The organism is Streptomyces hokutonensis, assembly GCF_042751305.1.
Lineage (GTDB): Bacteria > Actinomycetota > Actinomycetes > Streptomycetales > Streptomycetaceae > Streptomyces > Streptomyces hokutonensis_A.
The window spans coordinates 67705-94553 of record NZ_JBHYWD010000008.1 but is presented as its reverse complement, the minus strand read 5'-3'; the positions used below and the strand labels follow the sequence as shown (position 1 = coordinate 94553).

Genomic DNA, 26849 nt, shown 5'->3' with positions numbered 1-26849 from the left:
CCTCAGCCCGTCAGCCCTGGAGCCGGTGCAACATCTCGGCGATGTGCCGTTCGCTCGTGGGCTTGTCGATGCCCAGGCTGTTGAGCACGCCCTCGCCGTTCTCGTGCTCCAGCAGGGCGAGCAGGATGTGTTCGGTGCCGATGTAGTTGTGGCCCAGGCGCAGGGCTTCGCGGAAGGTGAGTTCCAGGACCTTCTTGGCGTCGGGGCCGTAGGGGACGAGGTCCGGGACCTCCTCGGCGGCCGGCGGGAGCGCGGCGGCCGCCGCCTGGCGCACGGCGTCCAGGGGAACCCCCTGCGCGGTGATCGCCTTGCCCGCGAGGGCGTCCGGTTCGGCGAGCAGACCGAGGACCAGGTGTTCGGGACGGCCCTCGGGGTTGCGGGCGGCGATGGCCGCGTTGTGGGCGGCCATCACCACGTTGCGGGCCCGTACGGTGTACCGGCTGAACCCCTGACTCAGGTCGAGGTCCGCCGACTCCTTGGCCACGAACCGCTTCTGCGCGGCCTGCCGGGTGACTCCCATGCTCTTGCCGATGTCCGTCCAGGAGGCGCCCGATCGCCGGGCCTGGTCCACGAAGTGGCCGATGAGATGGTCGGCCACGTCGCCCAGGTGGTCGGCGGCGATGACCGCGTCCTGGAGCTGGTCGAGCGGCGCGGGGTGGACCTTCTTGATGGCCGCGATGAGGTCGTCGAGACGTACGGATGAGGTGACGTTCGGATTGGTCGTCATGTGTCAACCGTAGGTTGACAGCTTGTGGGCGTCAACCCTGGGTTGACAATGTGCTGAGGCGGTTGTCAGGCCGGCTTCAGGTCGGTGCGGGGATCGATGGCCCAGTGGTTGCTCCGCAGGACTCGGTCCGCGAACGTGACGTCCCGTTCGGCGACGAAGCGGAAGCCGAGGGACCGGCAGATGCCGTTCGAGGCCGCGTTGCCCGTCGCCGGAAACGCGTGCACCACGCCCCAGCGGTCCTCGACCCGAGCCTGTTCGAGGAGGGCCCGGGCCGCGCGTCTGCCCAGGCCGCGGCCCTGGAACCGCGGCAGGACCATCCAGCCGATCTCCGAGACGGGCCCTTCGTCGGTGTCGTGGGACCAGATGGTCACCGACCCGGCCACCACGGCGGGAGTGTCCGGGTCGGGAATGATCATCTTGACCCAGCAGATGTCGGCCGCGGCCTCGGCGGCGTCCCGGCGCGCTTTGTCGGGCTGGAGTTCACGCGGCAGGGGCCCGCCGAGATCGGCCATCATGACCGGGTCGCACCGCATCCGGATGTACGCGCCGGCGTCGTCCGCTGTGACGTTGCGCAACTGCATAGCCCTCCTTGGTGTAGCAGGCGACTGTGCCGCCCGCGCCCCAATGCTCCAACGTCCTTGGTTCCAGCAGGAGTTGGTTGTCCACAGGGTGTGGATGAGTTGGCTCCCCTCCACCCCATGACACGATCGACCCGTGAGCAGCACGACCGGCACCGTCGAGCGCGCCTTCGAGGCCGCCCTCTACTCCGATACCCACGACGCCCTCGACACGGGTGCCTCGATTCTCGCCGCCGACCCCGCCGCCGACGCCGAACTCGACCGGCGCGGGCGGGAGTTCGTGGCGGCGGCCTGGCGGCGCGGGTGGCAGCCCGCGGATGTCGTACGGCTGGTTCGGCGGGAGTTGGAGGACGTACACGTACGACTCGTGTCGGAGCTGATCCGGGCGCAGGCGCCCGACGACCGGGCGCGCGGCCCGCGCTGGGCGGCGCAGCTGGACGAAGTGGCCGCCACCGCGCAGCCCGCCCGCACCGACCGCTTCACGCACGCCACCACCGTGCTGGAGCTGTACCGGCTGCTGCTGCGGCTGCCGAATCTCGAACCCCTGGACGAGCCGAAACGGCGGCACGACGGTGGGCGGCCCGCCTCGCGGATGCTCACCCGGATCCGCGCGCTGCTCGCGAAGGCGGAGGCGACCGGGTTTCCGGAGGAGGCGGAGGCGCTGAGCGCCAAGGCGCAGGAGCTGATGGCGCGGCACAGCATCGACGAGGCCCTGCTCGACGCGCAGGCGCCGGCCAAGGACGAGCCCGGCGCGTGCCGGATCGGGGTCGAGGCGCCGTACGAGCAGGCGAAGGCGGTGCTGCTGGACGCGGTCGCCGGGGCGAACCACTGCCGGGCGGTGTGGAACGAGGCCTTCGGCTTCTCGACCGTGGTCGGGTTCGAGGGGGACCTGGAGGTGGTCGAGCTGCTGTACACCTCGCTGCTGGTGCAGGCCACGACCGCGATGACGAGGGCGGAGGCGGCCCAGCGCGCGGGCGGGCGGCGGCGTACCAAGACCTTCCGGCAGTCCTTCCTCGCGGCCTACGCCCACCGCATCGGCACCCGGCTCGCCGAGGCCGCCGGGACGCAGGTGACCGACGATCTGCTGCCGGTGCTCGCCACCCGCGAGGTCGCCGTCAGCGGCCGGCTCGACGAGATGTTCCCGGAGACGACCACGACCCGTCTGCGCGGGGTCAGCGACGAGGCGGGCTGGACGGAGGGCGCCGAGGCGGCCGACCGGGCGCAGGTCAGGGCCCGGCCGCCGCTCAAGTGACGGACGTCAGTCGCCGGCCTGGGTGAAGGCGCCGACCGAGGCGTCCGAGTCGCTCACGGAGGTCTTGCCCTGGACGGGGCCGTACGACCACTTGTAGCTCGCGCTGTCGCTGCTGCCGGGCAGCGTGATGACCAGCTTCGTGGCGGCCAGGCTCAGCTTGTCGCCCGCCTTGCCGCGCACATAGGTGATGGTGAAGGACGCCGCGTCACCCTTGGCGAGCTTCAACTTCTGTGCCTTGGCGCCCTGTTGGGTGGCGAGGGCGACCTTGGTGCCGCCGCCCTCCAGGGAGGCACCGGCGAAGCCGTCCAGGGTGCACGGCTTGCTCTGGTTGGTGAGCGAAACGGGAACCTCGCCCGTGTCGCCGGCGGACGGTGCGGTGCTGGCGGGACCGACCTGGACGGCGACTCCGTCGAAGGAGCAGGCCGAGCCGTTCTTGCTGTCGGCGGACGAGCCGCCGCTGCCGCCGCACGCGGTGAGCAGCAGGGCCGACGCGACGGCGGTGACGGCGAGGGGAATGGTGCGCATGAGGGGATCATCCCGCACCCGGCGCCGGTCCGCCGACACGACCGGGGCGGGGCTACGACCCCAGGCCCGCCGTGGGCAGTCCGGACGGGAGCTTTCCGCCCTCCGCCTTGGTGTAGGTCTCCTTGCCGAGACTGCCCGACCAGGTGACCGAGAGGCCCGACTTGCTGACGGAGCCGACCATTCCGGTCGCCCGGGTCGTGCTCTTGTCCGTGCACGTGAGGTGGATCATCTGCATGCCCGCCTCCTCGCCGGCGGTCCCGCTGCAGACGCTCCCGCCGGTGGTGAACAGGGCGGCCTGCCTGCCGGTGACCACCAGCGCCACGGCCTTGCCGTCGGTCGTGGCGAGCCAGCTGCCCTGCAGCTGGTCGGAGGCGCCCGACGGGCTGCTGCCGGTGGAGCCCCCGGAGTCCGCGGACGCGGTCGCGCTCGGTGCCGAGCTCGCGGACGCGCTCGGCGTGGACGAGGAGCCGTCCTTGGAGCCGCCGCCGCTGCACGCGGTCAGGACGAGTGCGCCCGCCAGACCGGCGGCGGCCGCCGCGATCCGTACCGTCGACACCGTCGAAATCGCCGTAGTCACTGGTAGCTCCCAAGCTGTAGCCGGACGGTCGTCCGGTCGGCCTTGGCCGGACGACCGCAGCAAGCTACCAGGGCCTACCAGGATGATTTACGGACGCCGGGTAGGTATCCGCTGTGAGCCTGCCCGCGCAGGTTCACCCGGGACAGCCCGAACGCGCGGAAGTAGCCGCGGGGCCGCCCGTCGACCTGGTCGCGGTTGCGCACCCGGGTGGCACTGGCGTCGCGCGGCTGGCCCCGCAACTCCCGCTGGGCGGCGGCCCGTTCGGCCTCGGACGAGCCGGGCCGCCGGATGATCTCCTTCAGCTCGGCCCGGCGCGCGGCGTACCGCGCGACAGTTCGCTGCCGCTGCTCGTTCTTCGCGATCTTGCTCTTCTTGGCCATCAGATCCGCACCCCGCGGGCGCGGATCCGGGCCACGGCGGCCTCGACGCCGATTGCGTCGACGGTCTTGATCCCCTTCGTGCTCAGCCGCAGCCGTACGTAACGGCCCTCGCCGGGCAGCCAGTAGCGCTTGGACTGGATGTTCGGGTCGAAGCGGCGCGAGGTGCGCCGGTGGGAGTGGGAGATGCGGTTGCCGAAGCCGGGCTGTGCGCCGGTCAGCATGCAGTGGGCGGACACGAGTGACGTACCTCTCCTCGATCGGGGCCGTAGCCGATGCTGTTAATGGAATTCATTTTCAGTAAGGTACCAGCATGGCTCGCAACGAACTCCGCCCGGTCATCAAGCTCCGGTCCACCGCCGGCACCGGCTACACCTACGTGACCCGCAAGAACCGCCGCAACGACCCCGACCGCCTGACCCTGCGCAAGTACGACCCGGTCGCCGGCCGCCACGTCGACTTCCGAGAGGAGCGCTGACCGAGATGCGCGAGAACATCCACCCGCCCTACGGCCCCGTCGTCTTCCGGGACCGGGCCGCCAACCACGCCTTCCTGACCCGCTCGACGATGACGAGCGCGAAGACGATCGAGTGGGAGGACGGCAACACCTACCCCGTTGTGGACGTCGAGATCTCGAACGTCAGCCACCCCTTCTACACCGGCACCGCCCGCGTCCTGGACACGGCCGGCCGCGTGGAGCGCTTCGAGCGCCGGTACGGGAAGCAGGACTGACCGTGCCCGACCTCTCCGTCGCGATCGTCGCCGGCCTGCACGCCGACGCCCGCAGAGCGACCGTCGCCCAACTCCTCCACGACGTCCCCGGCAGCGTCGTGCTCCACCACGACCTCGCCACGGCCGCCGCCGGCACCGTCATCCGCACGATCCGGGACGCCACGGGCATCCTCGACGCCGGCGAGACCCCCCTCGTCAACGACTGCGCGTGCTGCGCCCTGCGCGAGGACCTGGTCCCGGAACTGCGCCGACTGGCGGCGGCCGGTCAAGTCCGCCTGGCGATCGTCGAGTTGTGGGACTCGGTCGAGCCCAAGGCGATGGCCGAGGTGGTGGTCTCCGGCGGCCTCACGGTCACCGGCGTCATCACCGCCGTGGACCCGGCCCTGCTCCTGCCCTGCCTCGGCAACGGCGACGACCTCGCCGACGCCGGCCTCGCGGCGGCGGCCACGGACCAGCGCACGATCGCCGACACCTTCGCCCGCCAACTGGAGTACGCCCCTGTCCTGGCGGTCCTCGACTCGGAGGAGGCCGACGACGAGGACCGCGAACTGTTGGGGCAGTTGCATCCCACGGCACTGCAAATACCGCTGGGGGAAGGTGACTTGGGGTCTGCGGCTCTCGCCGGTTTCGACGTCGAGGCCGCTGCCGCCGCCCAGCATCCCGCCTGTGCCCTGCTCCCCGTCGAGGCCGACGCGTACGGGGTGAGCACCTTCGTCTGGCACCGGTGCCGGCCCTTCCACCCGGAGCGGCTGTACGCGGCGCTGGAGGACCTGACCTGCGCGGCGGCCCGCAGCCGGGGGCGGTTCTGGCTCGCCGACAAGCCCGACTCGCTGCTTCACTGGGACGCGGCCGGCGGTGCCCTGTGTGTGGAGGGCGCGGGGCCGTGGCTGGCCTCACTGCCCGACGCCGCCTGGGAGTTGGTGCCCCCGGTGCGCCGGGCCGCCGCCGCGCTCGACTGGCACCCGGAGCACGGCGACCGCTGCCAGCACCTCGTCTTCACGTCCCCCGGCCTCGACCGCGACGGCCTCGAACGGCTCCTGGACCACTGCCTGTTGACCGACACCGAGTACGCCGCCGGCCGCGCCGCCTGGAAACGGCTGCCGCCCGCCTTCGACACCCTCCTGGAGATCTGACCGTGCCCCGCAAGCCCGAGCGCAAAGCCGCCAAGTCCCGCCGCAACCCCCTGGACGCGGCCGGAGTGACGTACATCGACTACAAGGACACCGACCTGCTGCGGAAGTTCGTCTCCGACCGAGGCAAGATCCGCAGCCGCCGGGTCACGGGTGTGAACGCCCAGCAGCAAAGGCAGTTGGCCGCAGCGATCAAGAACGCACGGGAGATGGCATTGTTGCCCTACGCGACGCGATAGTCGTCCCCTCCCGGAACACAAGAGCCCCGGTACGCGTCTTCACTAGTGCACGTCTTGTGAGGAAGTGGCGGAAGGACATGTCCCGCACGGACTGGGGCAGACGCTGGAACGGCATCGGTAAAGCAGTCGTCAAAGCTGTAACCGGAGGAGCACCCCGCGTGCACGTGCATCTGCCCATGCATCTGCACATGAACAGGGCTATGATCCGGAACAGTTGACCACTGCATCAATGGCCACACCAGCCAGTGCACAACCGGGAGCGACCTGTGGACCACCGCGTTGACAGCGTGTACTTGGGGTTCGACGTGTACAACGGCATGGCTGCCACGCAGCTGGACGGAGTGGCCTGGCAGAAGAGCAGGCACAGCAACTCGCAGGGTTCCTGCGTGGAGTTCGCGCGGCTGCCCGGCGGCGATGTCGCGGTGCGCAACTCGCGCTTCCCGGACGGTCCCGCGCTCGTCTACACGCGCGCCGAGATCGAGGCGATGCTCCTGGGCATCAAGGACGGCGAGTTCGACCACCTGATAGCGGGATAACGGTCACCGCAGGACATCGGGCCCACAACGCGCGTAGAACCGCGGCGCCAAAACGCGCCGCGGTTCTCATGTGTCGTCGCGCAGACAGTCCGGCTGCAGCCGGAACAGCGCCCAGACCACCTTGCCGCTGAGCGTGCCCGCCAGCGGGTGCCAGCCCCAGCTGTCGCTGAACGAGTCGACGAGGAACAGGCCGCGGCCCGACTCCGCCGAGAAGTCCTCCGAGTCACGGGCGACGGGACTGTCGTGACTGGGGTCGCGCACCGCGCAGACCAGCCGCTCGGTCCACCGCATCAGATGCAGCCGCACGGGCGGCCCCTGCTCGGCGGCGCGCGGGGTGTTGGCCGGCAGCGCGTGCCGCAGGGCGTTGGTGACGAGCTCGGAGACCACCAGGCAGACGTCGTCGAAGCGGTCGCCTATGTCCCACTGGTCGAGCGTGCGACGGGTGAACTGCCGTGCCTCGCGCACCGCTTCGTAGCGGGCGGGCAGAGAACACGACGCGGCGCTGGACACTGCCGAGGGGTCCAGCGGCGGAAGGCCCTGCCGTAACGGCTCGAGCATGGTCGATCCATTCGTCCCCATGCGAGGCACTCCCGGGAATTCGCGGTCGTTGCGATGCAGCGGTGGCGCGAGACCATGGTTTCGGATGCGTAGGGCAGATGCAAGGGCAGATGCACGTGCAGCTGACCGAATTGGACCCTCCCGTACCGCTTGTTGGCCATTTTTTCCGCCAACTTCACGCCGATCTCGGTCTCGGACCTTGCATCTTGCTGACGTCTTCCTGACAAGTTCCTGTGAACAGGAGGCTCTTCTTTCCATTTCTGTAATCGAACGAGTACTGCTCGAAGTGTTTTAGTGGCAGACTGCGGCCCCTGAAGAGGTTGGGGAGGCTGACGAACGTGAGCGCGGGAGAGCCCGGATCGGTGGTGCGGCGGATGCTGCTCGGCTCGCAACTCAGGCGACTGCGGGAAGCCCGCGGAATCACTCGCGAGGCCGCGGGGTACTCGATCCGCGCCTCCGAATCCAAGATCAGTCGCATGGAGCTGGGGCGAGTGAGCTTCAAGACGCGGGATGTCGAGGACCTGTTGACGCTGTACGGCATCACGGACGAGGCGGAGCGCATCTCACTCCTCTCCCTCGCGAAGGAGGCCAACGTAGCGGGCTGGTGGCACAGTTACTCGGACGTCCTGCCCAGTTGGTTCCCCACCTATGTGGGCCTGGAGGGCGCCGCCTCGCTCATCCGCGCCTACGAGGTGCAGTTCGTGCACGGACTGCTCCAGACCGAGGCGTACGCCCGCGCGGTCGTCCGGCGCGGCATGAAGGGCGCGAGCGAGGCCGACGTCGAGCGGCGCGTGGCGCTGCGCCTGGAGCGGCAGAAGTACCTCGTGAACGAGAACGCCCCGGACTTCCACATCGTCCTGGACGAGGCCGCCCTGCGCCGCCCCTACGGCGACCGCGAGGTGATGCGCGGTCAGCTCCAGCACCTGATCGACGTCTCCGAACACTCCAACGTCCGGCTGCAGATCATGCCGTTCGGCTTCGGCGGCCACTCCGGCGAGTCCGGCGCCTTCACCATCCTCTCCTTCCCGGAGTCGGACCTCTCCGACGTCGTCTACCTGGAGCAGCTCACCAGCGCGCTGTACCTCGACAAGGCCGAGGACGTGGCCCAGTACGAGAAGGCGCTGAAGGAGCTCCAGCAGGACAGTCCGGGCCCGGACGAGAGCCGGGATCTTCTCCGGGGACTGCTCCAACTCTCTTGAAACACAAGTACGATGACGTGTGATCAGACCGTGATGATCGATGATCGGGTCTGCTGTTGATCGTGTCTGCTAGCGATTGAGGGATCACACATGTCGTCCTACTTCACCGACCTGGCTCAGCAGTACATCGACGGTGAGTGGCGCCCGGGCACCGGCTCCTGGGACATCATCGACTTCAACCCGTACGACGGCGAGAAGCTGGCCTCGATCACGATAGCCACGGTCGACGAGGTCGACGAGGCGTACAAGGCCGCCGCCCGTGCCCAGAAGAAGTGGGCCGCGACCAACCCCTATGCCCGCCGCGCCGTGTTCGAGAAGGCCCTGCGGATCATCGAGGACCGCGAGCAGGAGATCGCCGAGGTGATCGTCACCGAACTCGGCGGCACCTTCCTGAAGGCCGGCTTCGAACTGCACCTCGTCAAGGAGTTCCTGCGCGAGGCCATCCACCTCGCGCTGCGCCCCCAGGGCCGGATTCTCCCCTCGCCGGTCGACGGCAAGGAGAACCGCGTCTACAGCGTCCCGGTGGGCGTGGTCGGCGTGATCAGCCCCTTCAACTTCCCGCTGCTGCTCTCCCTCAAGTCGGTCGCCCCCGCGCTGGCGTTGGGCAACGGCGTGGTCCTCAAGCCGCACCAGAACACCCCGATCGTCGGCGGCTCCCTGGTCGCGAAGATCTTCGAGGACGCGGGCCTGCCCGGGGGTCTGCTCAACGTCGTCATCACCGACATCGCGGAGATCGGCGACGCGTTCATCGAGCACCCGATCCCGAAGGTCATCTCCTTCACCGGCTCCGACAAGGTCGGCCGCCACGTCGCGACCGTCTGCGCCTCGCAGTTCAAGCGCTCGGTCCTCGAACTCGGCGGCAACAGCGCCCTCGTGGTCCTCGACGACGCCGACATCGACTACGCGGTCGACGCGGCGGTCTTCAGCCGCTACGTCCACCAGGGCCAGGTCTGCATGGCCGCGAACCGTGTCCTCGTCGACCGCTCGATCGCTCCCGAGTTCACCGAGAAGTTCGTCGCCAAGGTCAAGTCCCTCAAGGTCGGCGACCCGCGCGACCCGCAGACGGTGATCGGCCCCGTCATCAACTCCTCGCAGGCGGACGCCCTTTCGGGTGTCGTCGAGCAGGCGATCGCGGAAGGCGCGACGGCCCTGGTCCACGGCACGACCACCGACAACCTGGTCGAGCCCTCGGTCCTCACCGGCGTCCCCGCCGACTCGGAACTGCTCCGCCAGGAGGTCTTCGGCCCGGTCGCCTTCCTCATCCCGTTCGACGGCGAGGAGGAGGCGGTGAGCATCGTCAACGACACGCCGTACGGGCTGAGCGGCGCCGTCCACACCGGCGACATCGAGCGCGGCGTGAACTTCGCCAAGCAGATCGACACGGGCATGTTCCACGTCAACGACGGCACCGTCCACGACGAGCCCATCGTCCCCTTCGGCGGCGAGAAGTCCTCCGGCCTCGGCCGCCTCAACGGCGACACGATGCTGGACGCGTTCACCACGCTGAAGTGGATCTCGGTGCAGCACGGGCGGAGCGGGTTCCCGTTCTGACCCCGACCGGCTGATTTTTTGAGTACGACGCCGTAGCCCGGGCCATTGAGGACAGAACCTGTCCTCGATGGCCCGTAGCTTCGTCGGTGTCGGGCAGGGAGACTGGCTCCCCGCCGACACCGGCGAAAGGCGACGGTCATGGTCACTCACGTAGCGGCAGAGGCGCGGGGCGACGAGCGCGGGGCGCTGCTCGCGTTCATCGAGGAGCAGCGGGGCGGTATCCGCCGGGCGCTGCTCGGGCTGACCGAGGAACAGGCCGCCGGCAAACCCAGCGCGAGTGAGCTCTCCCTCTCCGGCCTGCTCAAGCATGTCGCCGAGGTCGAGCAGGGCTGGATCGCGCGCGCCAAGCAGGAGCCGCCGGCCATCCAGCGGGACCAGACCAACTGGCACGAGACGTTCCAGCTGGTCGACGGCGAGACCGTCGAGTCGCAGCTCGCCTACTGGGAGAAGGTCGCCGCCGAGACCGAGGCGTACGTCCGCTCGGTGCCCAGCCTCGACGACACCTTTCCGCTGCCGAACGACCCGTGGTTCCCGCCGGAGGGGCGGGTCTCCGTGCGCTGGGTCTGTCTGCACCTGATCCGCGAGACCGCCCGGCACGCCGGCCACGCCGACATCATCCGCGAGTCCCTCGACGGCGCCACCGCGTTCGAGCTGGTCGCGAAGGAGCAGGGCACGAGCTGGGGCTGACCTGCCGGGTCCTACGCTGGCCCCATGTCAGCGATCCGTCTCCTCGTGCTCGGCGCGGTCCGCCAGCACGGGCGGGCCCACGGCTACCAGGTGCGCAACGACCTCGAGTACTGGGGCGCCCACGAGTGGTCCAACGCCAAGCCCGGCTCGATCTACCACGCGCTCAAGCAACTGGCCAAGCAGGGCCTTCTGCACGCCCATGAGATCGCGCCGTCCACGGCCGGGGGGCCGCCCCGCACCGAGTACGAGATCACCGACTGGGGCACCGAGGAGTTCTTCCGACTGCTGCGGGAGGCGCTGACCTCGTACGACCGGCAGATGGACGTGAAGTCCGCCGCCATCGGCTTCATCGTCGAGCTGCCGAGGGCGGAGGCGGTGGCGCTGCTGACGGAGCGCACCCGGGGTATCGCCGCGTGGCGGGGCTCGGTCACCGAGCACTACATCCCCGAGGACGGGCCCGAACAGCTGGGCCACATCGGGGAGATCATGAACCTCTGGATCCACACGGCCGACGCGGAGGCCGCGTGGACCCAGGGGCTGATCGACCGCATCGAGGGCGGGGCCTACACGTTCGCGGGGGAGGGTGCGCCGTTCGTCGGGGTACTGCGGGACGGTGAGGAGAACCCTTACGCGACGGGGGAGCGGCATCCTGGGGACGCTCACTAATCAAGTTTGACTAATGCCGTGTGCGGCGTTACCTTCGGGGTCTTCGAGTGGGTAGTCAAACTTGACTAGTGGAGGGTGCTCGCGTGGCCGACATGGCGATCAGCGTTGAGGGCGCACACAAGACGTACGGGGGTAAGGGGGGCAAGAAGGCCAAGGACGCGAAGAAGGCGCTTGATGGGCTCGACCTTCGGGTTGTGCGCGGCACCGTGCATGGCGTGCTCGGGCCCAACGGTGCCGGCAAGACCACGCTGGTGCGCGTTCTGTCCACCCTGCTGCGGCCCGACTCCGGGCGCGTGGAGGTGGCCGGGTACGACGTGCTGACCGAGGCGCGCGCGGTTCGGTTCCGGATTGGGCTGCTCGGTCAACATGCCGCTCTGGACGAGGAGTTGGGCGGTCGGCAGAACCTGGAGATGTTCGGCCGCCTTCACCATCTCGGCGCCCGCCACGCGCGCGTGCGTGCCGACGAACTCCTGGAGCGGTTCGACCTCGGCGACACCGGGCGCAAGCCCGTCCGCGCCTACAGCGGGGGGATGCGACGCCGTCTGGACCTCGCTGCCTCGCTCGTCACCGATCCGGAGATCCTGTTTCTCGACGAGCCGACCACTGGGCTCGATCCGCGCGGGCGGGCCGAGGTGTGGTCGGCGGTCCGGTCCCTGGTCGGTGGTGGTACGACGGTGCTGCTCACCACCCAGTACCTGGAGGAGGCCGACCAACTCGCCGGGCGCATCTCGGTGGTTGACCGGGGGCGGGTCATCGCCGACGGCTCCCCGGACGAGCTGAAGTCCCGTATGGGCGGTGACCGTATCGACGTCGTCCTGCGTGACGCGGGGCAACTGGGCGCCGCAGTCGCCCTGTTGCCCGTCCCCGAGGCCGGCGTTTCCGTGGATGTCGACCGCCGGCTGCTCAGCGCGCCGGTCACCGACCGGATGACGGCGCTCTCCGGGGTCGTACGGGCGCTGGAGGAGGCGGGGATCGACGCCGAGGATGTCGCGTTGCGGCGGCCGACTCTGGACGAGGTGTTCCTGCATCTCACGGGAGCGGAAGAGGTGGCTGCGTGAGCGCGTACGTCCTGACGGATTCCTGGACCATGACCCGGCGTGAACTCGCCCACTGGGCGCGGCAGCCCGTGCAGGTCGTGGTGAGTCTCGTTTTTCCGGTGATGCTGCTGCTGATGTTCGGCTATCTGGTCGGCGGTGGGCGGGCGGTCGAGGGGGCCTACGTCGACTATCTGGTCCCGGGGATGCTCGCGTTGACCATGGCCTTTGGTCTGGAGGGCACGATGCTTGCCGTCACCCAGGACCTCAACAAGGGGGTGATCGACCGGTTCCGGTCCATGCCCATGGCCGATGAAGCGGTTCTGGTGGGGCGTTCGGCCGCGGACATGCTTCAGTCGGCGATCGGGCTTGTTGTGCTGATCGGGGTCGGGTTGGCGCTGGGGTGGCGGCCGGAGGGTGGCTCGGGGGGCTTTGTGGGCGCCGTGGGGCTGCTGTTGCTTTTTCGGTTCGCCATGTTGTGGGTCGGTATCCAGCTGGCACTGGTGGCGGGGCGGCCCGAGATGGTGCAGGCCGTGCAGATCCTGGTTTGGCCGGTCGGGTTTCTTTCCAACGCGCTTGCCACGCCTGCTGCTATGCCTGGGTGGCTGGGCACCGTTGTGCAGTGGAATCCGATGTCCCAGACCGCTACGGCCGTGCGTGAGCTGTTCGGTGGCCCTGGTGGGGAACCGGGGCATGTCTGGGCTGCTGTGGTTTGGCCGCTTGTGTTGTTGGCCGTGTTCTTTCCGCTTGCCGTACGGCGGTTCCGGGGGCTTGGGCGGTGAGTCGCCTGCGGTTCGGTGTGGGTCGGTGCCGCGTCGGGGGGTGTCCGCCCTCGGAACGGCGCGGAATCGGTCTCGCAGGAATGGCAGCGCGTTGACGCGCCAACCGCTGCGGGCGGACACCCCCCCGACACGGCACCCTCTCGCCGTACGCGGCCGACGGTCCGCTCGGCCCCCGGCCGTCTCAGTGGTGGAAGCCCGTTGCCGCTCCCTTGTCGCGGGTCAGGGGGTACGGCTGGTTCCGTAGCTGGGGGAGTAGTTGCGTCAGGTCGTCCAGGAAGAGTTCTGCCAGGTCCGCGGAGAAGCCGTTGCGGCAGACGATGCGGAGGACCGAGAGGTCCTCGCGGTTGGCCGGGAAGGTGTATGCCGGGACCAGCCAGCCGCGTTCGCGGAGGCGGCGGGAGACGTCGAAGACGTCGTAGGCGTTGACGTTTGGGTTTGTGGTGAAGGCGAAGACCGGCAACTCGTCGCCCCGGGTGAGGAGTTGGAAGTCGCCCAGGGCTTCGATGTGGTCTGCCAGGCCTTGGGCCACGTTGCGGGTGGACTGTTGTACCGCGCGGTAGCCCTCTCGGCCCAGGCGCAGGAATGTGTAGTACTGGGCCACTACTTGGGCGCCGGGGCGGGAGAAGTTGAGGGCGAAGGTGGGCATGTCGCCGCCCAAGTAGTTGACGCGGAAGACGAGTTCCTCGGGGAGGGCCTCGGCGTCGCGCCACAGGGCCCAGCCGACGCCCGGGTAGACCAGGCCGTACTTGTGGCCGGAGGTGTTGATCGAGGCCACGCGCGGGAGGCGGAAGTCCCAGACCAGGTCCTCGTCCAGGAAGGGGGCGACCATGGCGCCGGACGCGCCGTCCACGTGGACCGGGATGTCGAGGCCCGTTCGCTCCTGGAGGGCGTCCAGGGCGGCGCAGAGGTCGGCGATCGGCTCGTAGGAGCCGTCGAAGGTGGAGCCGAGGATGCCGACGACGCCGATCGTGTTCTCGTCGCAGAGGTCGGCGGCTGCTTGGGGGTCGAGGTGGAAGCGGTCGCCCTCCATGGGGACCTGGCGGGCCTCGACCTCCCAGAAGTTGCAGAACTTCTCCCAGCAGACCTGGACGTTGACGCCCATCACCAGGTTCGGGCGGGCGGCCGGGTAGCGGTCCTTGTTGCGTTGCATCCAGCGGCGCTTCAGGGCCATCCCGGCGAGCATGCAGGCCTCGCTGGAGCCGGTCGTGGAGCAGCCCACGGCGGCGGCTGGGTCCGGTGCGTTCCAGAGGTCGGCGAGCATTGCCACGCAGCGTTTCTCCAGCTCTGCCGTGCGTGGGTACTCGTCCTTGTCGATCATGTTCTTGTCCCGGCACTCCGCCATCAGGACGCCGGCTTCCGGCTCCATCCAGGTGGTGACGAAAGTCGCCAGGTTGAGGCGGGAGTTGCCGTCCAGCATCAGCTCGTCGTGCACGAGCTGGGCCGCCGTCATCGGGGGGAGCGGTGCGTCCGGGAGTCGGTGCTTGGGGGGCGCCTCGGTCATGCCGCCGACCGGATTGGCCTCCCCGTAGAAGGGGTTCACCGACATCGGGCGCTCTTCGGGCTGCTCGGGACCTTTGTGCAACGGCATGGGCGTGCCTCCGATAAGGATCAAAACAACCAACGGGTACTAGCGAACAGGAGTTCCGTCAGCCCGCAACTGCATCTGCGGCCTCCCGGTCACCAACAGCCAGGCCGGCAGCGAACCGATGCAGAGCAGGGCAAGGATCGCCGGTGAGGCCACCAGGACCGCGGCCGTGAACAGGCTCAGCCAGCCCTGCCGGGTGATCGCCAGGAGCATGCCGAGCACGCCCGCGGCGACACCCAGCGCCGGATGCACCGCCGGTACGACCGCGTGGGCGAACAGGCCGAAGGCGACGCCGATGAACACCGACGGGAAGATGCGGCCACCCCGGAAGCCGCAGGACGTGGCGACGAGCATCGCGGCCAGTTTCACCACCGCCATCGTCGCGAACTGCCCCGCCGACCAGCCCTCGGGATCGGCCGCCAGGGTCCCGATCTGGTCCAGCCCCTTGAAGAGCGTCAGATGGCCGCCCACGGCCGCCAGAAGGCCCAGGACCACTCCACCGACCGGAAGCGCCAGCATGGGGTGCCCGAGCCGGGAGAAGGCGCCGTGGACGTACGGGAACACGTGGACGGCGGCCATCCCGAGCAGCGCGGCCAGCGGTGCCAGCACCAGGACGGCCAGCAGGTCGCCCCAGCCGGGTCGGCCGAGCGGGGGCAGATGCAGGTCGAAGGTCGGGTGGGCCACCAGGGTGGTCGTCATGGCGCCCACCCCGGCCGCGGCGAGCGGCGCGAACACGTTGTCCCACAGGGCGCCCTTGGTCTGCCGCCCGGCCAGCGCCTCCGAGATGAGCAGCGCCGCCGCCACCGGCGTCCCGAACAGCGCCCCGATCGTCGCCGACTCGGCCAGCGCCCCCCACACCCCGCCCGGCATCCGGGGCGCCAGCCTGCGCCCGGCCCACAGTGTGAGCCCCACGTTCACGGCGATGATCGGGTTCTCCGGCCCGAGGCTCGGTCCGCCCGCGAGCATCAGCGCGGTCGCCAGCAGGAGGCCCGGGAGCACCATGGGCGGCAGCGGTACGGCCTCCAGCCCGATGGTGGCCGGGTCGGGACCGGCGTGCCCGGGCGCCTTCCACACCACGAGCCCGACCACGATTCCGGTGGCCGTCAGCATGACGAGCATCCACAGCACCGAGTAGCGCCCGATGCCCAGGGCGTCGGGCAGGTTCTGCCAGAGCACGTGCTGAAGCTGCTCGGAGACCTCGCTCACGCCGACGAACAGCAGACTCGCGAGCACGCCCACGACCAGAGCGGGGACGATCAACGGCAGCAGGGTGCGCGCCGGGGTCGTAGGGGCAACGGGTGCCTGTCGCGCGCTGTCCTGGGCCACGCGATCACCATAAGCGGGCAAAACGGACCCAACATCTTGAGGGTGCGCTGCTTGTGGGGCCGAGGGACTTGCACCTCACGTGACGTGAGGCCCCACCTTGGAGCGCGGACACAGAAGGGAGCGGAAGTGAGCCACTCCGTAGGGCAGGACTCCTACTCCGTGGGACAGGTCGCCGGATTCGCCGGGGTCACCGTGCGCACGCTGCACCACTACGACGACATCGGCCTGCTCGTCCCGAGCGAACGCAGTCACGCGGGCCACCGGCGCTACGGCGACACGGACCTCGACCGGCTGCAGCAGATCCTGTTCTACCGGGAGCTCGGCTTCCCGCTCGACGAGGTCGCGGCCCTGCTCGACGACCCGGAGACGGACCCGCGCGCCCACCTGCGCCGGCAGCACGAGCTGCTGACCGCCCGGATCGAGAAGCTCCGGAAGATGGCCGAGGCCGTGGAACACGCCATGGAGGCACGCACGATGGGCATCAACCTCACCCCCGAGGAACGCTTCGAGGTCTTCGGCGACAAGGACCCCGAGCAGTACGCCGAAGAGGCCGAACAGCGCTGGGGCGGCACCGAGGCCTACGCCGAGTCACAGCGCCGGGCCGCCCGCTACACCAAGGCCGACTGGAAACGCCTCCAGGCGGAGGTCGACGACTGGAGCGAGCGCTACGCCACTCTGGTGACCGGCGGCGAACCGGCCACCTCCGAGGCGGCCTTGGAGCTGGCCGAGGAACACCGTCTGCACATCGACCGCTGGTTCTACCCGTGCGCGTACGAGATGCATGTGTGCCTCGCCGGGATGTACGTCTCCGACGAGCGCTTCAAGGCGTTCTACGACTCCATGGCCCCGGGGCTGGCCGAGCACCTCAGGGACGCGATCCTGGCGAACGCGTCCCGCCACACCTCCTAGGGTGCTGGCCCGGCTCACAGCCGGGCCAGCACCACCGCCGTCCCGTAGGCGCACACCTCGGTGCCGACGTCCGCCGCCTCGGTCACGTCGAAGCGGAACGCCAGGACGCCGTTGGCGCCACGCGCGCGTGCCTGCTCGACGAGCCGCTCCATGGCCTGGTTGCGGGTCTGCACGAGGGTCTTGGTGAGCCCCTTCAGCTCACCGCCGACCATCGACTTCAGACCTGCGCCGATCTGGCTGCCGAGATGCCGTGAGCGCACGGTCAGCCCGAACACCTCGCCGATCACCTGCTCGACCCGGTACCCCGGAACGTCGTTCGTCGTCACGACCAGCACATCGGCCTGCGGCCCCTGGCCGCCGCCGTACTCTTCGATACCCATGGCTCACAGCTTTGCCCTATGAGATGCACAGTGCATCCTGGAGACACCGGTGGAACCTGGGGCGGACACATCGCGTTGATAGCTTTGTGCGGCTGTACCTGGACGCTGGCACCTCCCTCCACCCCTCAGGAGCCCGGAACCGTGATGACGCTCGCCCTCGGCCCGAGCTGGCTCGACCCGAACACGATGCTCGACCGGTTCGGGATCTGGGGCCTCCTGCTCGTGGTCTTCGCGGAGTCCGGCCTGCTCATCGGGTTCTTCCTGCCGGGTGACTCCCTGCTGTTCACCTGCGGCCTGCTGATCACCGCGGGCACCCTGGACTTCCCGCTGTGGGCGGCCGTCGCGCTGATCTGCGTCGCCGCGATCCTCGGCGACCAGGCGGGCTACGTCTTCGGCAAGAAGGTCGGCCCCTCGCTCTTCAGCCGCCCGGACTCACGCCTCTTCAAGCAGGAGAACGTGGTCAAGGCGCACGAGTTCTTCGAGAAGTACGGCCCCAAGTCCCTGGTCCTGGCCCGCTTCGTGCCCATCGTGCGCACCTTCACGCCGATCATCGCCGGCGTCAGCGGCATGAAGTACCGCTCGTTCCTCACGTTCAACATCATCGGCGGCGTCCTGTGGGGCGCGGGCGTGACCCTGCTCGGCTCCTGGCTCGGCAACATCGACTTCGTCCACAAGAACATCGAAGCGATCCTCATCCTGATCGTCTTCGTCTCCGTGGTCCCGATCATCATCGAGTTCATGCGCGCCCGCTCCAAGGCCAAGAAGGCCCCCCAGAGCCCCGCAGAGCAGCCCGCCGACCCGGCCGCGACCCAGCCGTTCCCGGTCATCATGGACGACTCGACGACCCAGCTCCGCCGCATCGACGAGCCCCAGCCTCAGCCCCAGCCGCAGCAGTACGACCAGAACAACGGCTACGACCAGTACTACGCGCAGCCCCAGCAACAGCAGCCGTACCAGCAACAGCCTTACGGCAACCAGCAGTACGAGCAGTACCCGCCGTACAACAACCAGGGCTATCCGCAGGGCTGACTGCAACGCGCCCGTAAGGGGCGCGGCCAGCCACAAGGGACCCGCACCCGCCAACGCACGAGGCCTCCCGGGCTATTGGGCGCTCAGAACCCCCGAGTCCGCTTGGCCGCCCGCCGGGCTCCCGCCGAAGCACCCGGAACCCGCAGGAACAACCGCGAGATCTCCGACCCCAGATTCACCCCGATCGCGATGGCCATCGCGAGCGACGCCGCCGTGGCCAACGACACCAGCCCCTTGTCCACCTTGTTCTGAGCGATCGCCAACAACCCGAAATACGTGGCCGACCCTGGCAACAGGGGCCCGATCGCCGCGGTCGTGTAGGGCAACGCCGAAGCGAACCGGTACCGCGACAGCAACTGCCCGAACAGCCCGACCAACCCCGCCGCGACGGCCGTAGAGGCAACCGGCGAGATTCCCGCGACGAAGTTCATCGCCCCGTAGAGCGACCAGGCGACACCCCCGTTGAGCGACACGAGCAGCACGGTGGATCGTTCCTGCTGGAGCAGTACGGCGAAGGTCAGCGACAGCAGGACGGACGCGCCGATCTGCCACAGCGGCCGGTCGGAGTTCCCGAGGGCCACGTCCGGGTTGAGCTGCGCGCCGAGCTTCACGCCGAAGTACAGGACGATCAGGACGCCGGCCACGATGCCGACGAAGAAGTACATGACCTCCAGGAGCCGGGCCGCCGCGGTGATGTAGAAGCCGGTCAGACCGTCCTGTACGCCCGCTACAAGGGCCCGCCCGGGCAGCAGGGCGAACAGCCCACCGGTGATGACCGCGGAGGCCTTCACATCGACGTTGGCGACCGTGAGGGCGACCCCTATCGCGGCCGGCGGCATCGCGGCGACCGTGAACTGGTAGAACTCCGGCAGTCCGCGCCCCGCGCACAGCCACGCCAGCCGGTCGCCGAGCATCGCGCCGAGCGCGGCGGCGAAGAACACCAGGATGTCACCGCCGACGAGCACGGAGGCGGCGCCCGCGAGCAGCCCGCTGGCGGAGGTCAGGACCCAGCCGGGGTAGGGGTGCCGGTTGCGCCGCATCTCCGCGAGGCGACGGTAGGCGTCCTCCAGGGAGAGTGCGGTTTCCGGGTCGCTGAGGTCCTGGACCAGCCGGAACACGGCCGCGAGCCGTGTGTAGTCGGTGCCCCGGCGCCGTACGGTCCGCGACGCGGTCACCGGATCGTCGACCAGGGAGGGCTGATAAGAGATCGACAGCAGGGTGAAGGTCACCGTCGGCTCGCAGCGGTCGAGGCCGTAGGAGCGGCAGACCGCGAACATCGCCGCCTCGACGTCCTCCGCGCCCTCCCCGCCCGCGAGCAGCAACTCGCCGATGCGGAGCGTCAGATCGAGCACGCGCGGTACGGCGGGGCCGCTGTCGTCCGCCTTCTGCACCGGCTCCGGCGCGGGCCGCTCGGTCACCGGCATGCGCAGCATGGTGCGCATCCGGTCCTGCCAGGGCACGTCCTTGGTGAGGCTCACGAGGGGAATGCCGGTCGGCGGGGTGAAGGCGGGCGGCGCCTCTCTGGCGCGGTAGGTGCTGGGCGGACTGAACGCCGATCCCTCGGACTCGTCCGCGGCCGGCGTCGTCACGTCGAGCCCGCGCGGAACGGCGAACTCGGACGTCGTAGACGACTCGCCGTCGACCGCCGCGATGCCCGAGGGAGCCGTGAACGCGCTCCTGGCCTCGTCCGACTGCGGTTTGCGGTCCTCCGCTTCCGTCACTCCGTAGCACTCCCTGTACGACGCCTCCGGTGATCCTCAGTATGCGCACAGGCAGGAAAACGGGGCCGCACGCGTGCGCGTGCGGCCCGTTTTCCGGCAGGGGGCTCAGTGGCCGCCCTGCTCCTTCAGTCGCTTGTACGAGCGCTCGATCTCCGCCTCGGCGTCCGTACGGCCCACCCAGTTGGCACCCTCGACCGACTTGCCGGGCTCCAGGTCCTTGTAGACCTCGAAGAAGTGCTGGATCTCCAGGCGGTCGAACTCCGACACGTGGTGGATGTCACGCAGGTGCTCCACACGCGGGTCGGACGCCGGGACGCACAGCAGCTTGTCGTCGCCGCCGGCCTCGTCGGTCATCCGGAACATGCCGATCGCGCGGCACTTGATGAGGCAGCCGGGGAAGGTCGGCTCCTCCAGGATGACCAGCGCGTCCAGCGGGTCGCCGTCCTCGCCGAGAGTGTTCTCGACGAAGCCGTAGTCGGCCGGGTAACTGGTCGAGGTGAAGAGTCGACGGTCCAGGCGGATCCGACCGGTCTCGTGGTCCACCTCGTACTTGTTCCGCGAACCCTTCGGGATCTCGATCGTGACGTCGAACTCCACCGGTGGCTCCTCCATGATCAGCACATAGTTCTGGTGGTTAAGTGTCCCTCACGCAGGTGTGTGATCGCGAAAGGGGCTGGTGGTCGTGCCGGAGCTGAGGCCTTGGCGGGCCGCGAGACCGCATGTGGCGCGGGTCGCGCGAGCCGTCCGGCCCCGTCTCGAGCGGGCCGCGCGATCCGTGAAACCGCAGGTCACACGGGTCAAGCAAGCCGTGAAACCGCAGGCCGCACGGATCAACCAGGCCGTCCGACCCCGGGTCACGCGGATCACCCAAGCCGTGAGGCCCCGGGTCACGCGGCTCACTGACGCCGTGTCACCGAGGATCACCCGGCTCGTCAAAACCGTGTCACCGCAGGTCGCGAAGTTGCCGCGGCCCGACCGAACCTGGCGGTTCCCTGCCGTCGCCACCACCGCAGGGATGGCGCTGGCCGCCGTCGTGGTGGCCGCCGCCGGTCCCTGGGACTCCTCCGGTCAGCGTACGGCCGAGCGGGACCACGCAGTCGCACAGGAACGTTCAGGTGGCGTAGATCACGGCCGTAATTCCGATACGTCCGCCAAGGCACCCCGACCCGCGCCCAGCGCCCCATCCGTCCTGGTCGCCCTCGGCGGTTCCGCGAACACGGTGAAGTCCGCGCCGACCGGCTCGGCCCTCGCGGACGTCCTGAACCCCCTCCTGGACAACCCGGCGCTCGGCACCCGCCACACGGCCGCCGTGGTGGACGTCTCGACCGGAAAGCGCCTCTACGGAGTGGGCGCCGACGACGCGCTGGCCCCCGCCTCGACCACGAAGATCGCCACCGCCGTTGCCGCGCTCTCCGCGCTGGGCGCCGACCACCGCATCACCACCCGCACCGCCCTGGAGCCCGACACCAAGGAACTCGTCCTGGTCGGCGGCGGCGACCCCACCCTGACCGCCCACAAGGACGCCGAGGGCTGGGCGAGCCTGCGCACCCTCGCCGACAGCACGGCGGCGGCCCTGAAGAAGCGGGGCGTGCGCGAGGTGACGCTGTCGTACGACACGACCCTCTACGCCGGTGCCGAACTCCACCCGATCGGGGTCAACGGCAACCTGGCCCCGGTCAGCGCCCTGACGGCCGACGAAGGCCGTACCGACGACTCGTCCAGCGGCCCGGTGCTGCGCGTGACGGACCCGGCGGCGGACGCGGCCAAGAAGTTCGCGGGTTTCCTGGAGGAGTACGGGATCAAGACCACGTCTCCGGGTCCCTCGAAGGCGACCGCGCGCGCGGCGACCCTCGCCACGGTCTCCTCGCCCCCGCTGTCCGACATCGTCGAGCGGATGCTGACCAACAGCGACAACGACATCGCGGAGGCGCTGGCCCGCCAGACCGCCGTCGCGACGGGCGGGCGCGCCGACTTCGAAGGGGGTGCCGCCGCGATCGCCGCCCAGCTGACGAAGCTCCAACTCCCGGTCAAGGGAGCGGTGTTCAACGACGGCAGCGGTCTCAACCGCGACGACCGTCTCACCGCCGACCTCCTGACCGCCCTCCTCGTCAAGGCCGGCGCCCCGGCCCACCCCGAACTCCGCCCGGTCCTCACCGGCCTCCCCATCGCCGCTTTCACCGGCACCCTGACGACCCGCTACACGGACGCCACGGGCGCGGCAGGCGTCGTACGCGCCAAGACCGGCACCCTCACGGGCGTCAACACGCTGGCGGGCACGGTCGTGGACAAGGACGGCCAACTCCTGGCCTTCGCCTTCCTGGCCTCCAACACGACGAACACCCTGGAGGCCCAGGCGGCCCTGGACCACACGGCGACGGCTTTGGCGGCCTGTGGCTGTAGTTGAACCCGCCGGGCAACGTTCCGACCAAGGCCGCCCTTGCCGACCTCGTCCCCTGCCCCCGGCGGCAGCGCTCACGTACGGTTGACGCATGACGAGCATCGGTGGTGCCGAGATGGTCGACTGGAATCTCGCGGTGGCGACCGCGACCCGACTTGTGCGGCCGGGCCCCGACGTGAGCCGTGACGAGGCCCGGGCCGTCGTCGCGGAGCTGCGCCGGCATGCGAAGGCCTCGGAGCAACACGTCCGGGGATTCACCCGGATGGGCACGGACGACATCCACGACACCCCGATCCTGGTGGTCGACCGCCCCGGCTGGGTGCGGGCGAACGTCGCCGGGTTCCGGGAGGTCCTCAAGCCGCTGCTCGACAAGATGCAGGAGCGGCGCGGCAACACCCCGGGCGGCGCGGTCTTCGGCGCGGTCGGCGGCAAGGTCACCGGCGTCGAGCTGGGCATGCTGCTGTCGTTCCTGTCCTCGCGCGTGCTCGGCCAGTACGAGACCTTCGCCCCGGCGACCCGCGAGCTGCCGGCGGGTGCGAAGGGCGGGCGGCTGCTGCTGGTCGCGCCGAACATCGTGCACGTGGAGCGCGAACTCGACGTACAGCCCCACGACTTCCGTCTGTGGGTGTGCCTGCACGAGGAGACGCACCGGACGCAGTTCACGGCCGTGCCCTGGCTGCGGGATCACCTGGAGGGCGAGATCCAGTCGTTCTTGGGGGAGACCGAGGTCGACCCCATGACGGTCCTGGAGCGCATCCGGGAGGCCGCCCAGTCGCTGGCCGGCGGCCGGCCCGAGGGCGAGGAGGACGACGAGGGCCGGTCCCTGGTGGAGATCGTGCAGACGCCCGCGCAGCGGGAGATCCTCGCCCGGCTCACCGCGGTGATGTCCCTCTTGGAGGGGCACGCCGACTTCGTGATGGACGGCGTCGGCCCGGACGTGGTGCCGAGCGTCGCGGAGATCCGCGAGAAGTTCCAGCAGCGGCGCGCCAAGGGCGCCTCCCGGCTGGACTCGGCGCTGCGCAAGCTGCTGGGTCTGGACGCCAAGCTGAGGCAGTACCGCGACGGCGAGCGGTTCGTACGCGCGGTCGTCGAACAGGTGGGCATGGACGGCTTCAACCGTGTGTGGACCTCCCCGAACACGTTGCCGACGAAGACGGAGATCGCCAAACCGGCGGACTGGGTCGCGCGGGTGCACCGCAAGCCCGAGTCGTGAACCGGTCGCGGACGGGGTGAAACGGATTCGGCCTACGGCAGGCGAACGCCCCCGCAATCACCCGTCCGAGGGACCGTGAGCGATGGGTGGGCGTGCGATGCTCGGGGAACGCCCCGGTTCTGTCACCATCTACACACTCTGAGTGACCGGAACTCGGGCCAACCCCCCGAAAACTTCATGAAGGGAACCGGACATGGGTCCCCATCCTGCGGTCGCGGCGATACGCCTGGCGGTCCGCCGCGTCCTCCACGACATCCTCACCGACCACGAGGCCCTGCAGACCGTAGGCGCCTCCCGGCACACCCCGCACGAGCGCCCGCCCTCGCCGCTCGTGCTCGTGGCGTGCTCCGGCGGCGCCGACTCCATGGCGCTCGCCTCCGCCCTCGCCTTCGAAGCACCCAAACTCGGCATCCGGGCCGGCGGCATCACCGTCGACCACGGCCTCCAGGCCGGCTCCGATCTCCGCGCCGACGAGGTCGTCCTGCGCCTGCGCGAACTGGGCCTGGACCCCGTCGAGGCCACCGCCGTGACCGTGGGCCGCGAGGGCGGCCCCGAGGCAGCCGCCCGGGACGCCCGCTACGCCGCCCTCGACGCCTGCGCCGCCCGCCACGGCGCCGCCGCCGTCCTCCTCGGCCACACCCGCGACGACCAGGCCGAAACCGTCCTGCTGGGCCTCGCCCGCGGCTCCGGCATCCGCTCCCTGTCCGGAATGGCCGCGGTCTCGGGGGCCGACGGCCGTTACCGCCGCCCCTTCCTCCAGCTCGACCGGCAGACCGCCCGCAAGGCCTGCATGGTCCAGTCGCTGCCCGTCTGGGACGACCCGCACAACGCCGACCCCGCCTACACCCGCTCCCGGCTGCGCCACGAAGGCCTGCCCGCCCTGGAGAAGGCCCTCGGCAAAGGGGTCGTGGAAGCGCTCGCCCGTACGGCGCAGCTCTCCCGGGACGACGCCGACGCCCTCGACACCTGGGCCAGCCAGGCCGAGGCCTCCGTACGGGACGCCACTGGCCTCCTGGAGTGCGCCAAGCTCTACGCCCTGCCGCCCGCCGTGCGCCGCCGCGTCCTGCGCCGGGCCGCCATCCAGGCGGGCGCCCCGGCCGGTTCGCTGTTCGCCCGGCACATCGAGGAAGTCGACCGCCTGATCACCGGCTGGCGCGGCCAGGGAGCCATCAATCTCCCGGGCAAGGTCGTCGCCCAGCGCCAGGGTGGCAGACTGGTGATTCGGCAAGGCTGAATCGACACCCCCTCCGGACCTCCGGGGGCGGGACCAGGTAGTAGCCGGTTGGACGACCGAAAGTGATGCGGGTGGACGCGAAAGACATGGGTGACGACCTCCAGTCGGTGCTCATCACCAAGGAAGAGATCGACGCGAAGCTCGTGGAGCTCGCCGCGAAGATCGACGCGGAGTACGCGGGCAAGGACCTGCTGCTCGTCGGCGTCCTCAAGGGCGCGGTGATGGTCATGGCGGACCTCGCCCGGGCACTGTCCACCCCCGTCACCATGGACTGGATGGCCGTGTCGTCGTACGGCGCGGGCACCCAGTCCTCCGGTGTCGTGCGGATCCTCAAGGACCTCGACACCGACATCAAGGGCAAGCACGTCCTCATCGTCGAGGACATCATCGACTCCGGTCTGACGCTGTCCTGGCTGATCTCCAACCTCGGCTCCCGCGAGCCCGACTCGTTGAAGATCTGCACCCTGCTGCGCAAGCCGGAGGCGGCCAAGGTCGCCATCGACGTGGAGTGGGTCGGCTTCGACATCCCGAACGAGTTCGTCGTCGGCTACGGCCTCGACTACGCCGAGAAGTACCGCAACCTCCCGTTCGTCGGTACGCTCGCGCCGCACGTCTACGGCGGCTAGGGCCACTCGGCCCAAGCCCTGTAAGACGATCGGGAACCCCAGCGGGTTTCGCGCCGTTGGAGCATGCAGACACGTCTCCCAGCCGTCCCGTGCGACTTCGGGCAACATTGCTGGGGTACGGTCAGAAGAACTGTCTTTATCAAACTCACTATGGCAGGAGGGACGGAGCGAATTCGCTCCGTATGGATGGACGTGAAGCGATACTTCCGTGGGCCGGTCATGTGGATCGTGCTGGCCGTCCTTGCCGTGGTCGTGTTGATGCAGGTCGTCGGCTCGTCCGGCGGCTACAAGACGGTGGACACCGGCCAGGTCGTCCAGGCGATCAACGACAACAAGGTCGAGTCGGCCAAGATCACCACCGGTGACGAGCAGACCATCAAGGTCACGCTCAAGAGTGGCTCCAAGGTCGACGGCAGCTCCAAGATCCAGGCGAGCTACATCGGCGACCAGGGCGTGGACCTCGCGGCCACGCTGCAGACCAAGTACCAGGACAAGCAGATTCCGGACGGCTACACGGTCTCGCCGACGAAGCAGAACGCTTTCGTCGGGATCCTGCTGTCCCTGCTCCCCTTCGTCCTCATCGTGGTCGTCTTCCTGTTCCTGATGAACCAGATGCAGGGCGGCGGCTCCCGAGTCATGAACTTCGGGAAGTCCAAGGCCAAGCTCATCACCAAGGACACCCCGAAGACGACGTTCGCGGACGTCGCGGGCTCCGACGAGGCCGTCGAGGAACTGCACGAGATCAAGGAGTTCCTCCAGGAGCCGGCGAAGTTCCAGGCCGTCGGCGCCAAGATCCCCAAGGGCGTACTCCTGTACGGCCCCCCCGGCACCGGCAAGACCCTGCTGGCGCGCGCCGTCGCCGGCGAGGCCGGGGTGCCCTTCTACTCGATCTCCGGTTCCGACTTCGTCGAGATGTTCGTCGGTGTCGGTGCCTCCCGAGTCCGTGACCTGTTCGAGCAGGCCAAGGCGAACGCCCCGGCGATCGTCTTCGTCGACGAGATCGACGCGGTCGGCCGCCACCGCGGCGCCGGCCTCGGCGGTGGACACGACGAGCGCGAGCAGACGCTGAACCAGCTGCTCGTCGAGATGGACGGCTTCGACGTCAAGGGCGGCGTGATCCTCATCGCCGCGACGAACCGGCCCGACATCCTCGACCCGGCCCTCCTGCGCCCCGGCCGCGGGGGACCCCGCCGAGACGGCGGCCCCCCCCGCCTCGCACGGGCGCGGGGGTTGGTACCCCGTTACCCCGAATCGGAACCCGGGGCCCCCCGCGCGCCA

30 protein-coding genes and 1 pseudogene are annotated in these 26849 nt (G+C 69.6%); 19 read left to right on the top strand and 12 right to left on the bottom strand.

All coding sequences use genetic code 11. From position 1 onward, the window contains the following. Positions 1 to 10 precede the first annotated feature (10 nt). Together ACFXC1_RS22260 and ACFXC1_RS22255 are read right to left on the bottom strand one after the other, a co-directional pair. On the bottom strand, positions 11 to 727 hold the full coding sequence (locus tag ACFXC1_RS22260) for a Clp protease N-terminal domain-containing protein (RefSeq protein ID WP_381245105.1): 717 nt from the start codon (positions 725 to 727) through the stop codon (positions 11 to 13). Positions 728 to 792: 65 nt separating this feature from the next. Beyond that, on the bottom strand, positions 793 to 1308 hold the full coding sequence (locus ACFXC1_RS22255) for a GNAT family N-acetyltransferase (protein WP_381245103.1): 516 nt from the start codon (positions 1306 to 1308) through the stop codon (positions 793 to 795). A gap of 133 nt (positions 1309 to 1441) precedes the next feature. Between ACFXC1_RS22255 and ACFXC1_RS22250 the strand changes: the two genes are divergently transcribed. Then, positions 1442 to 2557: a DUF2786 domain-containing protein gene (locus ACFXC1_RS22250; protein WP_381245101.1), complete on the top strand. Its 1116-nt coding sequence runs from the start codon at positions 1442 to 1444 to the stop codon at positions 2555 to 2557. 6 nt (positions 2558 to 2563) lie between these two features. Here ACFXC1_RS22250 and ACFXC1_RS22245 read toward each other — a convergent pair whose 3' ends face one another. The 4 genes from ACFXC1_RS22245 to rpmB form a co-directional block, all read right to left on the bottom strand. Next, entirely contained in the window at positions 2564 to 3082 is a 519-nt protein-coding gene (locus ACFXC1_RS22245) for a DUF4232 domain-containing protein (protein ID WP_381245099.1), read from the bottom strand. Between the two features lie 52 nt (positions 3083 to 3134). After that, positions 3135 to 3659 (bottom strand): hypothetical protein, encoded by a 525-nt coding sequence (locus ACFXC1_RS22240; RefSeq protein ID WP_381245097.1) that lies wholly within the window; start codon positions 3657 to 3659, stop codon positions 3135 to 3137. A 74-nt stretch (positions 3660 to 3733) separates the two neighbouring features. Continuing rightward, positions 3734 to 4039: a 30S ribosomal protein S14 gene (gene rpsN / locus ACFXC1_RS22235; protein ID WP_381245095.1), complete on the bottom strand. Its 306-nt coding sequence runs from the start codon at positions 4037 to 4039 to the stop codon at positions 3734 to 3736. Continuing rightward, positions 4039 to 4275, bottom strand: a complete 237-nt coding sequence (rpmB, locus tag ACFXC1_RS22230; protein ID WP_381245093.1) for a 50S ribosomal protein L28 — start codon at positions 4273 to 4275, stop codon at positions 4039 to 4041. The genes rpsN and rpmB overlap by 1 nt, the downstream gene beginning before the upstream one ends. Before the next feature lie 74 nt (positions 4276 to 4349). Between rpmB and rpmG the strand changes: the two genes are divergently transcribed. The 5 genes from rpmG (at position 4350) to ACFXC1_RS22205 (ending at position 6673) form a co-directional block, all read left to right on the top strand. Next, positions 4350 to 4514 carry a 50S ribosomal protein L33 gene (rpmG, locus tag ACFXC1_RS22225; RefSeq protein WP_030361075.1) on the top strand — a complete coding sequence of 55 codons (165 nt, stop codon included), beginning with the start codon at positions 4350 to 4352 and terminating at the stop codon, positions 4512 to 4514. Between the two features lie 5 nt (positions 4515 to 4519). Then, positions 4520 to 4768, top strand: coding sequence for a type B 50S ribosomal protein L31 (locus ACFXC1_RS22220; protein ID WP_381245091.1), 249 nt, complete (start codon positions 4520 to 4522; stop codon positions 4766 to 4768). Positions 4769 to 4770: 2 nt separating this feature from the next. Continuing rightward, complete coding sequence (locus ACFXC1_RS22215; RefSeq protein ID WP_381245089.1) at positions 4771 to 5901, top strand: CobW family GTP-binding protein; 1131 nt, start codon at positions 4771 to 4773, stop codon at positions 5899 to 5901. A 2-nt stretch (positions 5902 to 5903) separates the two neighbouring features. Then, positions 5904 to 6137, top strand: coding sequence for a 30S ribosomal protein S18 (gene rpsR / locus ACFXC1_RS22210; RefSeq protein ID WP_381245088.1), 234 nt, complete (start codon positions 5904 to 5906; stop codon positions 6135 to 6137). 317 nt (positions 6138 to 6454) lie between these two features. Continuing rightward, positions 6455 to 6673: a DUF397 domain-containing protein gene (locus ACFXC1_RS22205; protein WP_051105974.1), complete on the top strand. Its 219-nt coding sequence runs from the start codon at positions 6455 to 6457 to the stop codon at positions 6671 to 6673. Positions 6674 to 6739: 66 nt separating this feature from the next. Here the strand turns inward: ACFXC1_RS22205 and ACFXC1_RS22200 are convergent, their stop codons facing one another. Next, the gene (locus tag ACFXC1_RS22200) at positions 6740 to 7231 is read right to left on the bottom strand and encodes an ATP-binding protein (RefSeq protein ID WP_381245086.1); all 492 of its coding nucleotides are present in this window, start codon (positions 7229 to 7231) and stop codon (positions 6740 to 6742) included. A gap of 374 nt (positions 7232 to 7605) precedes the next feature. On the opposite strand from ACFXC1_RS22200, the gene ACFXC1_RS22195 reads away from it, so the two are divergent. The 6 genes from ACFXC1_RS22195 to ACFXC1_RS22170 all read left to right on the top strand — a co-directional run bounded on the left by ACFXC1_RS22195 (position 7606) and on the right by ACFXC1_RS22170 (position 13150). Further along, positions 7606 to 8430, top strand: coding sequence for a helix-turn-helix domain-containing protein (locus tag ACFXC1_RS22195; RefSeq protein ID WP_381245532.1), 825 nt, complete (start codon positions 7606 to 7608; stop codon positions 8428 to 8430). Positions 8431 to 8520: 90 nt separating this feature from the next. Continuing rightward, positions 8521 to 9981, top strand: a complete 1461-nt coding sequence (locus tag ACFXC1_RS22190) for an aldehyde dehydrogenase family protein (RefSeq protein ID WP_381245085.1) — start codon at positions 8521 to 8523, stop codon at positions 9979 to 9981. Positions 9982 to 10119: 138 nt separating this feature from the next. Beyond that, positions 10120 to 10668, top strand: a complete 549-nt coding sequence (locus ACFXC1_RS22185) for a DinB family protein (protein ID WP_381245083.1) — start codon at positions 10120 to 10122, stop codon at positions 10666 to 10668. Positions 10669 to 10692: 24 nt separating this feature from the next. Further along, positions 10693 to 11334: a PadR family transcriptional regulator gene (locus ACFXC1_RS22180; RefSeq protein ID WP_381245081.1), complete on the top strand. Its 642-nt coding sequence runs from the start codon at positions 10693 to 10695 to the stop codon at positions 11332 to 11334. 83 nt (positions 11335 to 11417) lie between these two features. Then, positions 11418 to 12392 (top strand): ATP-binding cassette domain-containing protein, encoded by a 975-nt coding sequence (locus tag ACFXC1_RS22175; RefSeq protein WP_381245079.1) that lies wholly within the window; start codon positions 11418 to 11420, stop codon positions 12390 to 12392. Beyond that, positions 12389 to 13150, top strand: coding sequence for an ABC transporter permease (locus tag ACFXC1_RS22170; protein WP_381245077.1), 762 nt, complete (start codon positions 12389 to 12391; stop codon positions 13148 to 13150). The genes ACFXC1_RS22175 and ACFXC1_RS22170 overlap by 4 nt, the downstream gene beginning before the upstream one ends. Before the next feature lie 181 nt (positions 13151 to 13331). Here the strand turns inward: ACFXC1_RS22170 and ACFXC1_RS22165 are convergent, their stop codons facing one another. Both ACFXC1_RS22165 and ACFXC1_RS22160 read right to left on the bottom strand, forming a co-directional pair. Then, positions 13332 to 14738, bottom strand: coding sequence for a glutamate decarboxylase (locus tag ACFXC1_RS22165; protein ID WP_381245075.1), 1407 nt, complete (start codon positions 14736 to 14738; stop codon positions 13332 to 13334). A 39-nt stretch (positions 14739 to 14777) separates the two neighbouring features. After that, complete coding sequence (locus tag ACFXC1_RS22160; protein ID WP_381245073.1) at positions 14778 to 16061, bottom strand: ion channel protein; 1284 nt, start codon at positions 16059 to 16061, stop codon at positions 14778 to 14780. Positions 16062 to 16187: 126 nt separating this feature from the next. Here ACFXC1_RS22160 and ACFXC1_RS22155 point away from each other — a divergent pair, with 126 nt between their 5' ends. Continuing rightward, positions 16188 to 16970, top strand: coding sequence for a MerR family transcriptional regulator (locus ACFXC1_RS22155; protein ID WP_381245071.1), 783 nt, complete (start codon positions 16188 to 16190; stop codon positions 16968 to 16970). A gap of 14 nt (positions 16971 to 16984) precedes the next feature. Here the strand turns inward: ACFXC1_RS22155 and ACFXC1_RS22150 are convergent, their stop codons facing one another. Next, complete coding sequence (locus ACFXC1_RS22150) at positions 16985 to 17350, bottom strand: YbjQ family protein (protein ID WP_381245070.1); 366 nt, start codon at positions 17348 to 17350, stop codon at positions 16985 to 16987. 144 nt (positions 17351 to 17494) lie between these two features. Here ACFXC1_RS22150 and ACFXC1_RS22145 point away from each other — a divergent pair, with 144 nt between their 5' ends. Further along, positions 17495 to 18379 (top strand): DedA family protein, encoded by an 885-nt coding sequence (locus ACFXC1_RS22145; protein ID WP_381245530.1) that lies wholly within the window; start codon positions 17495 to 17497, stop codon positions 18377 to 18379. A gap of 83 nt (positions 18380 to 18462) precedes the next feature. Here the strand turns inward: ACFXC1_RS22145 and ACFXC1_RS22140 are convergent, their stop codons facing one another. Together ACFXC1_RS22140 and ACFXC1_RS22135 are read right to left on the bottom strand one after the other, a co-directional pair. After that, the gene (locus ACFXC1_RS22140; RefSeq protein WP_381245069.1) at positions 18463 to 20100 is read right to left on the bottom strand and encodes a threonine/serine exporter family protein; all 1638 of its coding nucleotides are present in this window, start codon (positions 20098 to 20100) and stop codon (positions 18463 to 18465) included. A 105-nt stretch (positions 20101 to 20205) separates the two neighbouring features. Further along, positions 20206 to 20697, bottom strand: coding sequence for an inorganic diphosphatase (locus tag ACFXC1_RS22135; protein WP_019070224.1), 492 nt, complete (start codon positions 20695 to 20697; stop codon positions 20206 to 20208). A gap of 79 nt (positions 20698 to 20776) precedes the next feature. On the opposite strand from ACFXC1_RS22135, the gene dacB reads away from it, so the two are divergent. From dacB to ACFXC1_RS22110, 5 genes and pseudogenes are all read left to right on the top strand, one after another. Beyond that, a complete protein-coding gene (dacB, locus tag ACFXC1_RS22130) occupies positions 20777 to 22504 on the top strand; it encodes a D-alanyl-D-alanine carboxypeptidase/D-alanyl-D-alanine endopeptidase (RefSeq protein WP_381245067.1) in 1728 nt (575 codons plus the stop codon). Positions 22505 to 22589: 85 nt separating this feature from the next. After that, positions 22590 to 23711, top strand: a complete 1122-nt coding sequence (locus ACFXC1_RS22125; protein ID WP_381245065.1) for a zinc-dependent metalloprotease — start codon at positions 22590 to 22592, stop codon at positions 23709 to 23711. A 193-nt stretch (positions 23712 to 23904) separates the two neighbouring features. Then, on the top strand, positions 23905 to 24945 hold the full coding sequence (gene tilS, locus ACFXC1_RS22120; RefSeq protein WP_019070221.1) for a tRNA lysidine(34) synthetase TilS: 1041 nt from the start codon (positions 23905 to 23907) through the stop codon (positions 24943 to 24945). A gap of 65 nt (positions 24946 to 25010) precedes the next feature. After that, on the top strand, positions 25011 to 25571 hold the full coding sequence (gene hpt, locus ACFXC1_RS22115; RefSeq protein ID WP_019070220.1) for a hypoxanthine phosphoribosyltransferase: 561 nt from the start codon (positions 25011 to 25013) through the stop codon (positions 25569 to 25571). A 186-nt stretch (positions 25572 to 25757) separates the two neighbouring features. Continuing rightward, positions 25758 to 26772: pseudogene (locus ACFXC1_RS22110) on the top strand (ATP-dependent metallopeptidase FtsH/Yme1/Tma family protein); the annotation flags it as partial. Positions 26773 to 26849 lie beyond the last annotated feature (77 nt).